This is a genomic window from Pseudomonas sp. SORT22 (genome assembly GCF_018417635.1).
Lineage (GTDB): Bacteria > Pseudomonadota > Gammaproteobacteria > Pseudomonadales > Pseudomonadaceae > Aquipseudomonas.
Genome location: NZ_CP071007.1, coordinates 5,592,175 through 5,606,515, shown reverse-complemented (window position 1 = coordinate 5,606,515; position 14,341 = coordinate 5,592,175). Strand labels below are relative to the sequence as shown.

Sequence of the window (14,341 nt, the reverse complement as noted above, 5' to 3'; positions counted from 1 at the left end):
AGCGGGCTTGCCCCGCGAAAAAGGCTTAGGCCTGCTTGACCTCACGCATCGCCTTGCCTTTGACCGGCGCGCCGTTGGCGACGTAGTACTTGGCGGTGCTACGTGGCAGCGGCTGGCGGTTGCGGATCTTGTCGGCGATTTTCTCGGCGATCATGATCGTGGTGGCGTTGAGGTTGCCGGTGATGATGATCGGCATGATCGAGGCATCGACCACACGCAGGCCCTGCATGCCATGCACGCGGCCCTGGCCGTCGACCACGGCCATGTCATCGTCGCCCATCTTGCACGAGCAGGACGGGTGGAACGCGGTTTCGGCGTGCTCGCGAATGAACTTGTCCAGTTCTTCGTCAGTCTGCACGTCGGCGCCTGGGCTGATTTCGCGGCCACGGTAGGCGTCCAGTGCAGGCTGGGCCATGATTTCGCGAGTCAGGCGGATGCCGTCACGGAATTCCTGCCAGTCCTGCTCGGTGGCCATGTAGTTGAAGAGGATGCTCGGGTGCTGGCGCGGGTCTTTCGACTTCAGCTGGATACGGCCGCGGCTAGGCGAGCGCATCGACCCCATGTGGGCCTGGAAGCCGTGTTCCTGTACGCCATTGCTGCCGTTGTAGTTGATCGCTACTGGCAGGAAGTGGTACTGGATGTTCGGCCATTCGAACTCTTCGCGCGTACGGATGAAACCGCCCGCTTCGAACTGGTTGCTGGCGCCGATACCGGTGCCCTTGAACAGCCACTCGGCACCGATGGCCGGCTGGTTGTACCAGAGCAGCGACGGGTACAGCGATACCGGCTGAGTGCAGGCGTACTGCAGGTACAGCTCAAGGTGGTCCTGCAGGTTTTCGCCCACGCCCGGCAGGTCGTGAACCACAGGCACGTTGAGGCTTTCGAGCAGAGCACGCGGGCCAACGCCGGAGCGCTGCAGCAGTTGCGGCGAAGCGATGGCGCCGGAGCAGACGATCACTTCCTTGCGCGCACGGGCTTCGACGCGCTCTTCGCTGGCGCCGACCAGGTAGCTCACGCCAACAGCGCGCTTGCCGTCGAACAGCACGCGATCGCTCAGGGCGTGGGTGACGATGGTCAGGGTCGAACGCTTTTTGGCAGTGTCCAGGTAGCCGCGGGCGGTGCTGGAGCGACGGCCTTTAGGCGTGACGGTACGGTCCATTGGGCCGAAACCTTCCTGCTGGTAGCCGTTGAGGTCTTCGGTGCGCGGGTAACCGGCTTGTACGCCGGCTTCGACCATGGCGTGGAACAGCGGGTTGTTGCCGGCTTTAGGCGTGGTGACGCTGACCGGGCCTTCGCCACCGTGATAATCGTTGGCGCCGATGTCGCGGGTTTCCGCCTTGCGGAAATACGGCAGGCAGTCCAGGTAGCTCCAGTCTTCCAGGCCTGGCAGTTTTGCCCAGCCGTCGAAGTCCATGGCGTTGCCGCGGATGTAGCACATGCCGTTGATCAGCGACGAGCCACCCAGGCCCTTGCCGCGACCGCATTCCATCCGGCGGCCGTCCATGTGCGGCTCCGGGTCGGTCTCGTAGGCCCAGTTGTAGCGACGGCCTTGCAGCGGGAACGCCAGCGCGGCTGGCATCTGGGTGCGAAAGTCCATGCGGTAGTCTGGGCCACCGGCCTCGAGCAGCAGGACGGTAACGCCTTCGTCTTCGGTCAGGCGGGTCGCCAGGGTGTTACCGGCAGAGCCGGCACCGACGATGATGTAGTCATATTCCATGGCTTTCTCCGAAAGCAGCTGCAAGCCTCAAGCTACAAGCCGCAAGAAACAGCGGTCGTGCAAGGCTCGCGATTTAGTGGGCGCTGCAAGTGCCGGTTGGCATAACGCGCACCGGCTTTTACTTGCAGCTTGCAGCTCGAAGCTTGAGGCTTCAGAGCATCTGGCTACGTGTCACCTCAGAAAACCGAGTTGTACGCACCCAGTTCCACCTGCACCGATTTAATACGAGTGTACTGAGCCAGCGAGCTCACGCCGTTTTCGCGGCCAACGCCGGATTGCTTGTAACCGCCAACCGGCATTTCGGCTGGCGACTCGCCCCAGGCGTTGATCCAGCAGATACCGGCTTCCAGCTGGTGGATGATGCGGTGGGCGCGGCTGATGTCGTTGGTGCAGACGCCCGCGGCCAGGCCGTATTCGGTGTCGTTGGCACGGCGGATGACTTCTTCTTCGGTCTCGTAGGAGAGGATGCTCATTACTGGGCCGAAGATTTCTTCCTTGACGATGGTCATGTCGTCGCGGCAGTCGGTGAACACGGTCGGTGCCACGAATGCGCCCTTGGCGAATTCGCCTTCGGTCAGACGCTGGCCGCCGCACAGAACGCGTGCGCCTTCTTCCTTGCCCTTGGCGATGTAGCCCAGCACGCTTTCCATGTGGGCGAAGCTGACCAGCGGGCCGAAGTTGGTGTTTTCGTCTTCAGGGTTGCCAACGCGGATACGCGCAACGCGCTCGGCGATCTTGGCTTCGAAAGCCGCTTTCATCGAGGCAGGAACGAACACGCGGGTGCCGTTGGTGCAGACCTGGCCCGAGCTGTAGAAGTTGGCCATCATGGCGATGTCAGCGGCGCGATCCAGATCGGCGTCGTCGCAGATGATCAGCGGCGACTTGCCGCCCAGTTCCATGGTGACTTCCTTGAGCGTCGAGCTCGAAGCGCTGGCCATGACTTTCTTGCCGGTGGTGGTGCCGCCGGTGAAGGAGATTTTCTCGATGCGCGGGTGCTCGGTCAGCCAGGTGCCGACTTCGCGGCCGCTGCCGGTCAGGACGTTGAACACGCCGTCCGGCAGGCCGGCTTCGGTGTAGATCTCGGCCAGTTTCAGGGTGGTCAGCGAGGTGACTTCGCTCGGCTTGAAGATCATCGCGTTACCGGCCGCCAGGGCTGGTGCGGATTTCCACAGGGCGATCTGGATCGGGTAGTTCCAGGCGCCGATACCGACGGTCACGCCCAGCGGCTCGCGGCGGGTGTAGACGAACGAGCTGTCGCGCAGCGGGATCTGCTCGCCTTCGATGGCCGGTACCAGGCCTGCGTAGTATTCCAGCACGTCGGCGCCGGTGACGATGTCGACGTAGCGGGTTTCGGAGTACGACTTGCCGGTGTCCAGGGTTTCCAGGGCGGCCAGTTCATCGTTGCGCTCGCGCAGGATGTCGACGGCGCGGCGCAGGATGCGCGAACGCTGCATGGCGGTCATCGCTGCCCAGACTTTCTGGCCACGTTCGGCGCTTTCTACCGCGCGCTCGACATCGGCTTCGGTAGCGCGTTGCACCTGGGCGAGGACTTCGCCGTTGGCCGGGTTGATGGCGTCGAAGGTAGCGTCGCTGGAAGCGTCGACATAACCACCATCAATGTAGAGTTTTTGCAGTTCGAAACGGGCCATAGTGTCCTCGCAAGTGCATATGTGTGTTTGGCTATCCGTGCAGCGCTCCTGCTTGTTTGGCAATCGCGACGCGCGGTGGTTCAGAGGCCTGGTTTTGCGTGTCCGGGCTCGTCTGTTTCGCCAGTTGTAAATCCATGTATTCGTAAGCGATTTGTTTCGCCTGGTCGGTGTCGAAAGCGTCTCCGGACAGCGCACCGCGCAGCCACAGACCGTCGATCAAGGCTGCCAGCCCGCGGGCCGCGCTGCGTGCTTCTGGCAACGGCAGGGCGCGGCGGAACTGGCAGCACAGGTTGGAATACAAGCGGTGATCGTTGATCCGCTGCAACCTGTGCAAAGACGGCTGGTGCATGCTGGAGGCCCAGAAGGCCAACCAGGTTTTCATTGCCGGGCCGTTGACCTGGCTGGCGTCGAAGTTGCCTTCGATGATCACCTGCAGGTGGGCGCGCGGGCTGTTGTCCTTGAGCGCCTGCCGGTTGGCGACGACGTTCTCGTTCAGCACGCTCATCAAGTACCGCATGGTCGCTGCGATCAGGCCGTTCTTGTCCTGAAAGTAGTGACTGATGATGCCATTCGACACACCGGCCAAACGGGCGATCAGCGCAATGCTGGCGTCACCCATGCCGACCTGGTCGATGGCCAGCAACGTGGCTTCGATCAACTGCTGACGGCGGATGGGTTGCATACCGACCTTGGGCATCTTGCAAATCTCCTCAGGCCTGCGAGCAGTCGACGAGCGGCTGCCTCGGCGAAGGCCAGTCTATTTTGTTTTGATTGAACGTTCAATCAACAAAGAATAAGCTCTGCGACAATCTGTGCAATTGACAGGTTTTTCCTACCTGCGGTTTGCACAAATTGGCACCCCAAAAAGACGTGGAACCCCCGGAATACAAGGTGTTGACGGGTGTAAACGGCGCGTTGAACAGATCTGCCGAGCGGTATAGCACCGCGCGGCCAACCCTCGGGACGGGGTTTTCGGCCTGTTTTTTTCAACGCAATCGATTCGGGATCACGGTTTTTTCAAGGTGCTTTTATAACACCTGCAGCTGTGGGGCTATTGCACCATTTGCTCGGGTAACGATTGTTTCGTGTTTCTCTCGCACTGCCCGGAGCATATGTGCAATGAGTTCTGCCTCCCTAATCAAGACCCCTGCCGAGAGGGTCCGGGTCAACAGCGTGGTGTTCTTCACCTCGACGTTGCTGATCCTGTTGTTGACTGCCTTGCTGATCGCAGTTCCCGAAACCGCCGGCCGCGTGCTGAACGAGGCTCAGGCCTGGTTGTCGCGTAGCTTCGGCTGGTACTACATGCTGGTGATTGGCGGCTACCTGCTGTTCGTCATCGTTCTGGCCTTCTCCAACTTCGGCAAGCTCAAGCTTGGCGGCAAGGATGACAAGCCGGACTTCAGCTACGGTGCCTGGGCCGGGATGCTGTTCTCCTCCGGTATCGGTATCTCGCTGCTGTACTTCGGTGCGTCCGAGCCGCTGGATCACTACTTCAACCCGCCTGAAGGCGCACCGGCCAGCCTGCAGTCGGCCCGTGAAGGCCTGCAGCTGACCTTCCTGCACTGGGGCCTGCATGGCTGGGCGATCTATGCCCTGGTCGGCCTGTCCGTTGCCTACTTCGCTTACCGCCACAACCAGCCGCTGGCCCTGCGCTCGGCGCTGTACCCGCTGGTCGGCGAGCGTTGGGTCAAGGGCGCCGCAGGCCACACTGTCGATATCTTCGGCATGTTCGTGACCCTGCTGGGCCTGGTGACCAACCTGGGCATTGGCTCGATGCAGGTATCCTCGGGCCTGGAATATTTGTTCGGCATGCAGCACAGCGACACCAACCTGCTGATCGTGATCCTGGTGATGAGCACCGTGGCGACCATCGCCGCCGTGTCGGGTGTGGAGAACGGCATCCGCCGCCTGTCCAACCTCAACATCATCCTGTTCAGCGGCCTGCTGCTGTTCGTGCTGCTCAACGGCCCGACCCTGCACCTGCTCAACAGCTTCGTGCAGAACATCGGCGACTACCTCAACGGCGTGGTGCTCAAGACCTTCGACCTGTACGTCTATGAAGGCGACAGTGACAAGTCCGAGCGCTGGCTGGGCCTGTGGACCGTGTTCTATTGGGCCTGGTGGATTTCCTGGGGCCCGTTCGTCGGTATGTTCATTGCCCGCATTTCGCGCGGTCGTACCGTGCGCGAGCTGGTCGCCGGCGTACTGCTGATCCCGCTGGGCTTCACCCTGGCCTGGCTGTCGATCTTCGGCAACTCGGCGCTGGACCTGGTCATGAACCAGGGCGCGGTGGAGCTTGGGCGAACAGCGCTGGAACAGCCGGCGATGTCGATCTACCAGTTGCTCGAGCACTATCCGTTCGCCAAGATCGTGGTCGGTGTCGCGATTTTCGTTGGCTTCGTACTGTTCCTGACCCCGGCCGATTCCGGCGCGGTGATGATGGCCAACCTTTCCTGCAAAGGCGGCCATGTCGACGAAGATGCACCGAACTGGCTGCGTATCCTCTGGTCGGCGATCATTACCGTGGTCACCATCGGTTTGCTTCTGGCCGGTAACTTCCAGGCCATGCAGACCATGGTGGTACTGGCGGGGCTGCCGTTCTCGGTGGTGCTGGTGCTGTTCATGTTCGGCCTGTACAAGGCCATGAAGCAGGACAGCCAGGTCGAGCAGGAGCAGGCCGAACTGGCTGCCCGTGGTCGTCGCGGTTTCAGCGAGCGCCTGAGCCAGCTGGACCTGCAGCCAACCCAGGCCATCGTTCAGCGCTTCATGGACAAGCGCGTCAGCCCGGCGCTCAAGGAAGCGGCTGCGCAGTTGCAGACCCTGGGCTTCCAGGTGCAGACCCGGGTCGGCCAGTCGCGCTCGGCCATGGGCCTGCGCATCGACATGGAAGAAGGCAATCCGTTCGTTTATGAAGTGAGCCTGGACGGTTACCTGGCCGCGCCGAGCGAGGCACCGGTGGAAGGCGAGACGGAAGTGCGCCAGCGCTTCTACCGCGCCGAGGTGTACCTGCACAATGGCAGCCAGGAGTACGACCTGATGGGCTTCACCCCGGAGCAGATCACCCGTGATGTGCTCGATCAGTTCGAAAGCCACCGCCAGTTGCTGGGGCGTGTCTATAGCTGACAACGGCTGATGCACCGCAAGGGCTCTGTTCGCAGGAACAGGGCCCTTTTTGTTGTGATACCGGTGCAGACTGGACAGGCGCAGCAGGCCCCGGCACTCTTGGCGTTGCCAAGGAGCCCGGTGCCATCATGTTCAAGCGTCTTGTCCTGTTGTTGTGCAGTTGCCTGTCGTTCAGCCACCTCGCCCGCGCCAGCGAGCCTGTGGTGCTGCTCACCGAAAACTTCCCGCCCTATAACATGGCCATCAACGGCAAGAGCTTCGCCCGTGACGATGGCATCAACGGCATTGCCGCGGACCTGGTGCGCGAGATGTTCAAGCGCGCCGGGGTGCCCTACAGCATGACCTTGCGTTTCCCCTGGCAGCGCATCTACGAGCAGGCCCTGCAAACGCCCGGCTACGGCGTATTCGTCATGGCCCGCCAGCCGGAGCGGGAAAAGCTGTTCAAGTGGGTCGGGCCGTTGGGGCCGGATGACTGGATTTTGCTGGCCCCCGAAGGCAGTCCGATTGCCGTCAGCAACCTCCAGGAGGCCAAGCGTTACCGCATCGGGGCCTACAAGGGTGATGCGATCGCCGAGTACCTGGCCGCGCAAGGCCTTAACCCGGTACTGGTGCTGCGCGACCGTGACAACGCGAAAAAACTGCTGAACGGCGAAATCGACCTGTGGGCCAGTGGCGATCCGGCTGGTCGCTACCTGGCGCGTCAGGTAGGTGTGAGCAAGCTCAAGACGGTGCTGCGTTTTCACGGTGCCGAGCTGTACCTGGCGCTCAATCGCGAAGTGCCGGACGAGGTGGTGAACAAACTGCAGCAGGCCCTTGAGCAGATGCGCCGCGACGGCTTTGTCGAGCAGGTGTTCGCTCGTTACCTGTAAAAGTCCTGAGCAATAGTTAACGCAGGCAATGCGATAGGTGTCGTTATCGTCACGGGTCCCTTACCCAGAGACAACGACAATGACCATCGCCTTGGACTCCTTTGAGCAAACTGTCGGTCTGGCGTTTGCTTCCCGGCCAACGCTGCGCGCTGTAGTGCATCAGCAATTGGTGCAGCGGCTGGCCAAGCAATACCCCGAAATCGACAAAAACTACCCGCAACTGCGCGAGTCAAGAGAGATTTATCTCTGTACGCGAGAGCCTGAAGATCTCGACACAGTGACGATAAAGTCACTGGCCGAAGTCTTTCTCGAAAAGCTCATCTCGCAATCAACCTTCAATTTCACCGGGGTTGAGCTGACCAATTGTTTCCTGAGCTTTACCCCTACGCCCCGACCCATTTATGACCGCGACCTGGCCGGTGGTCTGGACAGACTTCCTGATCTGACCCTGGTCACTGACGCGCTCAATGAGCTGCTGGCCAATGTCGAGCCGTTTCTTCATCGCGCCCAGGTCGACTTCTGGCAGGCGCGAAGCCGTTCGGGGGGTACGCCTCTGCAGGAGGTGAGTCACATGCTCAAGGCCGCCCTGGCCAGCGGGGTTGAAGCACAAGGCCTGGATGATGAGCAGCGCAACTGCATTTATGCGCTGTTGGCGGCGAGTAATAGCACCAAGTGGCACAATCCCAGCGGGGTGCCTGAAGTTTTTGTACTTGATGTCACGGTGGCTAGTGGCGAGGCCCGTTACCAGCAGTTGCTGCCGGACCTGTTGGTGACACTGACATTGGCCGATCGCAACATCGTTCTGTTGTGCAAGCCCAGTGGGCGTATCGATGCCTTTGATTCGCTGGACAGCATGGCCCAAAGCCTGAGTGATGGGCTGGCCCTTGAGTATCAGCTTGATTCATTCGCTTGGGATCGATACCCCATCACAACCGACATGTTCGCGATGCAGGGGGCAGTGCTCCTGAACTTGCTGCTTGAAGGTCTGGAGCCTGTGAACGGGCGGCATTTCAGCACCGTAGTCGAGCTGGAGCAGGGGTACGCTGCCTTGACCGATCCAGCGTCTTTCTTCAGCGCACATCCTTACCGGCTGTTGCAGTTACGGCAGGGCGAATCCGAACTGCCGCAATGGTTGCGTCAAGCTTCCCTGGCTGATCGACTGGAGTACCGTGCGCGGGTGCTGGATCTGCTGGTCGCGCAAGCCAGCTCCAACGGCAAATCCTCCCTTGATGGCATCCTTGATCTACGCGCCTTCACGCGCAAGTCCCTGCTGGAACTGATGCGCGCTGACCATCCGAGCGAGGCTAACTATGACGCCGATGACCTGGTGCTGGAGTTCTGGTTGGCGCGTGGGGTTGCGGGTACATCGTCAGGGAGCGTTGAGGTCAAGCGGTTGTCCCTGACTGAATTTGCCATTGGCAACCTGGGCTCGGCCAAGGGCGTCAGGTTGGAAAAAATCACGCACAAAACCGACCAGCAGCTGTGGTCCTGGTTGACTACCGATTACCTGAAAGCGCTGGTGCAGCGTGCAGATATCGGTCGCACCTATCCCCAGTACCTGAGCAAAAGGCTTCAGGATACGGACCAGAACGTCGAGCGGATAAGCCTGTTTGCCATGGAGCAGGCAAGCCAGTTGCCGCTCCTTGCGCTCAAGGCCAAGATCGATGGAGCGCTGTCTGAAACCGGTTACCAGCGTGTTGTCGCGTTCTTTCGAGCGGACAGCGGTGAGGGTCAAAGCCTGTTGGCGCCTTTGGCGTTCAAGCGTGAGGAGGCTGCCAGCGAAGCCGATCGAGTGACCAATACCTTTGTGTTTATCTCGGCGCACGCTGCGGGAAAGGTCGTGCTCTACCGGCCAATGAGCGCCGACAGACCGTTCCAGGAGTTTGCCAGCCAACAGGCGTTGCTTGAACAGATCCTGGCAGACGAGGGGCTGCAGCAAGGCATTTTGGCCTGGATGAGCAGCGACGCTCAGCGGGTATATGCCAATGGCGGTTTCCAGGAGCCGCATCTGCGTCGGCCTGTTCTCGATACTCAACTGGAGCTGGAGCCCGTTCAGCCGGCACAGCTGGAGTTGCAGGGCTGGCAACCGGGAGCGGACACCAACTTGTACATGGCCAATTCGCAGATGCTGGTGGAGCTGGCCGAGCGCGAGACGATCTCCAATGCCGAAGACCGCTGGGCGATGCTGCTCGAGGGTGCAGGCTTGTTGTTCAACCTGCTGTTCAGCGTGGCGACGCCGTTTTTACGGGGTCCGGTGGCTGTGGTTGCCTGGCTCGTTCAGGGCGCGCTGACGGTGCATGCTGATGCAGGTGCATTGAAAAATGGCAATGAGTTCGAAAAATCAACGGCAGTGGTCGATCTGCTGCTCAACCTGGTCATGGTGTTGTTTCACGCCAGCCTGCCGAAGGTCGAGCCGCCAGTTGCCGCAGACAAGCGTGAGATTCCGGTCTTTGGTCCGCGGCGCCGGGTCATACCCTCCCTCCCCCGGGTCAATGCTGTCCAGGGCAAAACCTTTCCGCGCGCTGCTCTGCGGGGGAAAGCGGACCTGGAGCTGGACTTTTCCTGGTATGGGCCACGGGGGCTCAAGCTGAGCCCGACGGATTATCCTCGACCGCTCTCCAGTTACCGCTCAGCGACTTCACTGGAGAATCATTCGCCGTTGAGCCAAGGGCCGTACCGGGGGCTTTACCTGCTTGGGGAACGATACTACGCGTCGATTGAAGGTCATGTTTATGCCGTCAGGGCGGACGCCCAAGGGGAGCAGGTGGTCGACGAGCAAGGCCAGACTGGCCCCTGGCTGACCCTGGACAACAATTCGTGGCAGTTTGATCTGAAGCTGCGGCTCAGAGGAGGGGGCCCCAAGCGGCGAGTGGCTGGGCAACAGGACGCCAACCAGGAAGCGGTCAGCAAGCTGCAGTCCGAGATCGGTGAACTGGACCTGAAAAACAATGCACTGGTCGCCAAGATAACACCGCAGTGGGCATCGATGGCGGAGCATTCGAGTGAGTTGCAGAGGTTGCTGAACCTGCGCGATAGCTTGCAGGCGCGTACTGATCAAGGTGATACCACTGAAGGTCTCAGCGCATTGCTCGACAGTACAGGTATGAAGATTGCTGATAAGAAGGGCATGCTGGACACGACACGCAGGGCGCTGATCGACACATTGGAACAGTCAATCAATATCGACCTGAAGGTGGAGGTCAGCATGAAAGAGCTGCTCACGCCGAAGTACGCCAAATTCATGCCTGAAGTCACGGCAAGGCCGATGAAACAGCGACGGGGCATGGTGCGCAAGCAGCTCCTCAGGAACTATGTGTTGGTCCATGATGAACTGATATTGCTGGCCAGGTTCGATGAGTTAGCTGCGCTTCGCAAACAAATAGTAACCTTGCCGGCAACCCCGGAACAGGCGGCGGTGTACAACACTTACCGAGCAAGGCATATGGCTGTGGTGCCATTGCAGCTGCGTATACAGGAGATAATGGAAAAACTGGACGTGCTGCTGATTGATACATTGAACGACGGCACTATTGCCTATGACGGCAAGCAGGAGCAGGTCCACAGTATTGTTGGTCAGCGCTCAGTGACAACATTGCAACTGAGAACAGACCTGATCAGGGACCTTGCCGAGCTCTCGCTGGAACGACTGTCTGGCGCCGATGAGCAGACACTTGTTTCCACCAACGATTACCTGATTGGCAAGTCCGTCAGCGGTGCAGGCAGTACCCTGGATGAATTGATCAGCGGCAACTTTACCTCAGAAGAAACCATCAGCGGTCTGCAAAGCGTGCAGAGTGAGTATGCCAATGCCTTGACCATGGTCGACTATCTTGAGCGCTTTGGTGGTGTGGCGGTAAACAAGCAGGCACTCAATTATTACAAGGAGCAGGTGCGGCTGGTTAAAGCGACGGCGGAGCTTGAGCTGGAGGCGGCCGTTCGCGAGCAGCAATGGAAGACCCCGCTACCGTTCAAGCGTTTGCCGTACAAGCCACGGACCGGCATGCGTCGAGTGGTTCATTTGCGAGGAGGCAAAACACTGGTCGGCGAAGAGACGCAACTGCTCGGCGAGCCAGTGGTCGAGCAGCGTGACCCCGTGAGCAAAAAGGTGCTTGGCACCTACCACCAGCAGGGTGACGTCTGGGTCGAAGTGGTGGAGGCCACGCTCCCGGTTGAGTCTGCGCCCGTGACCGCCAGTGAGCGGGCGCAGGCACGTACTCAGGCTCCGCGCCTGAACACCGAGGTTGCCGGTGTAATCGCCCTGGCAAAGCGCTACATCGCCTCGAACGAACCACACAGCTTGTCTTTTGTCATCGAACGTCATGTCGAGAAACTTCAGCGCGTAGCCAAAATGCTTGAAGGCACAGACGCCGCAGCCAATGACAGTGCATTGCGAGCAACTGTGGAGCAGAGCATCAGCCACTTGAATGAGCGCAAGCGCACTCTGCTGAAGACGCTGCATCTGGCCAGCAGTCGACCGACGGGTGAAAGTCTTGCCTACCTTCACGCTGAAGGGCAGATCACCATCGCCAGGACCGTTGAGCGCAAGAGGCTGGCAGCTGACGATTACCTGGATGTCTATGAGGTGCGCAAGGCGCAAGGGCCTGTGCGGGACAGCGGTTTATGGGAAGTGCATCTGCACTACAGCTCCCAGGCCGCCAACCGGCGTCAGTTCAGCAAAGGCCATCTGAAACTCTGGGCCGAGCGCACGTGGGGACGCGAGACACAGTTGCAGGCGGCGAAGACTAACCAGCAGTTCCTGGAGATCTATCGGGCAGACCTGAAGGCCAGTCAGCTCGAACGAATCCTTCCCTGGGATTGACGAAGGCTCACTGGGCCGCACGAGCAGGGCTGTAAAGGCCCTGCTTGCCGTGAGCCGGCATCGCCCGGTTGCCGCGCTCGGCGATCATCTGCGCTATTTCGATCCATTCGATGCCCTGGGCCTTGAGCTTGGGCAGTTCGCGCTCGAGCACTTCCAGGGTCTGTGGATAAGGATGGCCGATCAGCACTGCTGTGCCCTGCTTGCGCGCCAGGGCGATGCCCTGTTGCAGCTGGCCGGCAATGGCGTCGGTGGTGCGCACGTCATCGAGAAAGACATCCCGCGAGACGCTGGCCAGGCTGATGTCCTGCGCGGATTTGGCGGCTACCGTGGTGGCGCTGGTGCGGCTGTCGACGAAGAACAGGCCGCGGCGCTGCAATTCTCCCATCAACCAGGCCATAGCCGCAGGCTCGGCGGTCATGCGGCTGCCCATGTGGTTGTTGATGCCGACGGCATAGGGGACTTTGTCGAGCGCCGCGTTCAGCCGTCGTTCCAGCTCCGGCAGCGGCGTGCCGGGGTGCCAGGCGTAGGGGCCGGTCGCCGGGTCCATGGGCATGTGCAGGATCACCGTCTTGCCGGCGCGATGGGCCTGGCGGGCGAAGTCGGTGGCATGCGGGGTATCGGGCATGATCGCCAGGGTCACCGGCCCGGGCAGGGCCAGGGTGCGTGAGTCGCGCGCAGGGTTCTGCCCCAGGTCGTCGATGATCAGTGTCAGGTAGGCCTTGCCCCCATGAGCCGGCGCCGCCAGGGCGACGCCGCTCATCAGGTACAACAGGGCCAACAGCAGGTAACGCATCGACTGGCCTTATTTACCCTGGGTGATGCTCAGGCCCTTGAGCAGGCTCAGGGCCTGGCTCAGCTGGTAATCATCGTCCTGTGGGCGTGGCTTGGCACTGCCGGCCTTGCCCGACGGACGGTCAGCGCCGCCGTTGCCGTTGCCCAGGTGACCTTGCAGGTCGGCTTCCTTGAAGTTCTCGCTGTCCTGCTCGGCAGTGATCTTGGCGCGGCGCACCTCGATGTCCGGGACGATGCCCTGGGCCTGGATCGAGCGGCCGTTGGGGGTGAAGTACAGCGCAGTAGTGATCTTCAGTGCGCGGTCGTTGTTCAGCGGCAGTACGGTTTGCACCGAGCCCTTGCCGAAACTGTCGGTGCCCATCAGCACGCCGCGTTTCTGGTCTTGCAGGGCGCCGGCGACAATTTCCGAGGCCGAGGCGCTGCCGCCGTTGATCAGCACCACCAATGGCACGCCTTCGCTGGCATCGGCCGGGTCGGCGGAGAAGCGCAGCTCGGAGTTGGCGATGCGGCCCTTGGTGTAGACGATCAGGCCCTTGGTGAGGAAGTGGTCGGCCACTTCCACGGCTGATTGCAGTACGCCGCCTGGGTTGTTGCGCAGGTCCAGGACCAGGCCGCGCAGCTTCTTGCCGTTGTCCTTGCGCAGCTTGGCCAGGGCCTTGCCGACTTCTTCGCCGGTCTTGACCTGGAACTGGGTGATGCGGATGTAGCCGTAGCCGTCTTCGAGCATCTGGCTCTTGACGCTCTTGACCTGGATGACCGCACGGGCAAGGGTGACATCGAAGGGGTTGCCGCCGTCGCGCACCAAAGTCAGGGTAATTTTCTCGCCGACCTTGCCGCGCATCTTGTCGACCGCTTCGGTCATGGTCTGGCCACGGGTCGGCTGGCCGTTGATCTTGACGATCAGGTCGCCAGCTTCGATGCCGGCGCGCGAGGCCGGGGTCTCGTCGATCGGCGAGACCACCTTGATGAAGCCGTCTTCCATGCCCACTTCGATGCCCAGGCCGCCGAACTCGCCGCTGGTGCTCTCCTGCAGTTCAAGGAAGTCTTCCGGGCCGAGGTAGGCCGAGTGCGGATCAAGGTTGCTGAGCATGCCCTTGATGGCGTTTTCCAGCAGGGTCTTGTCGTCTACCGGTTCGACATAAGCAGCCTTGATGCGGTCCATGACCTCGGCGAAGGTGCGCAGCTCTTCCAGCGGCAGCGGTGCCTTGGCCGAGGGTGCCGAGACCGTCGTCGCTGGAATCGCGGCGGGCTTGGCCGGCTCGGCCGCGCGGGCCAGGGGCGCGCCGAGGACCATGGCGATGGTCAGGGCCAGCGAGGTGAGGCGAGGCGATTGCAGCATGTCGAACGAACTCCTGATCCTGGTAGCGCTCCG

Annotated in this window: 8 protein-coding genes; 3 read left to right on the top strand and 5 right to left on the bottom strand. The window is 61.1% G+C overall.

Features of this window, described 5'->3' with window-relative positions:
- Window positions 1-25 precede the first annotated feature (25 nt).
- The 3 genes from betA to betI all read right to left on the bottom strand — a co-directional run bounded on the left by betA (window position 26) and on the right by betI (window position 4,063).
- Window positions 26-1,717, bottom strand: coding sequence for a choline dehydrogenase (gene betA, locus JYG36_RS25675; RefSeq protein ID WP_093377077.1), 1,692 nt, complete (start codon window positions 1,715-1,717; stop codon window positions 26-28).
- Window positions 1,718-1,893: 176 nt separating this feature from the next.
- A complete protein-coding gene (gene betB, locus JYG36_RS25670; protein WP_045193917.1) occupies window positions 1,894-3,366 on the bottom strand; it encodes a betaine-aldehyde dehydrogenase in 1,473 nt (490 codons plus the stop codon).
- Between the two features lie 31 nt (window positions 3,367-3,397).
- Window positions 3,398-4,063, bottom strand: a complete 666-nt coding sequence (gene betI / locus JYG36_RS25665) for a transcriptional regulator BetI (RefSeq protein ID WP_093377074.1) — start codon at window positions 4,061-4,063, stop codon at window positions 3,398-3,400.
- Between the two features lie 479 nt (window positions 4,064-4,542).
- Here betI and JYG36_RS25660 point away from each other — a divergent pair, with 479 nt between their 5' ends.
- From JYG36_RS25660 to JYG36_RS25650, 3 genes are all read left to right on the top strand, one after another.
- On the top strand, window positions 4,543-6,489 hold the full coding sequence (locus JYG36_RS25660; RefSeq protein ID WP_230090940.1) for a BCCT family transporter: 1,947 nt from the start codon (window positions 4,543-4,545) through the stop codon (window positions 6,487-6,489).
- Window positions 6,490-6,617: 128 nt separating this feature from the next.
- Window positions 6,618-7,358 (top strand): substrate-binding periplasmic protein, encoded by a 741-nt coding sequence (locus JYG36_RS25655; RefSeq protein ID WP_093377071.1) that lies wholly within the window; start codon window positions 6,618-6,620, stop codon window positions 7,356-7,358.
- 79 nt (window positions 7,359-7,437) lie between these two features.
- Window positions 7,438-12,177: a dermonecrotic toxin domain-containing protein gene (locus tag JYG36_RS25650; RefSeq protein WP_213602697.1), complete on the top strand. Its 4,740-nt coding sequence runs from the start codon at window positions 7,438-7,440 to the stop codon at window positions 12,175-12,177.
- A gap of 7 nt (window positions 12,178-12,184) precedes the next feature.
- Here the strand turns inward: JYG36_RS25650 and JYG36_RS25645 are convergent, their stop codons facing one another.
- Together JYG36_RS25645 and JYG36_RS25640 are read right to left on the bottom strand one after the other, a co-directional pair.
- Window positions 12,185-12,970 carry a divergent polysaccharide deacetylase family protein gene (locus tag JYG36_RS25645; RefSeq protein WP_213602695.1) on the bottom strand — a complete coding sequence of 262 codons (786 nt, stop codon included), beginning with the start codon at window positions 12,968-12,970 and terminating at the stop codon, window positions 12,185-12,187.
- 9 nt (window positions 12,971-12,979) lie between these two features.
- Window positions 12,980-14,308 (bottom strand): S41 family peptidase, encoded by a 1,329-nt coding sequence (locus JYG36_RS25640; protein ID WP_045193911.1) that lies wholly within the window; start codon window positions 14,306-14,308, stop codon window positions 12,980-12,982.
- Window positions 14,309-14,341: the final 33 nt, after the last annotated feature.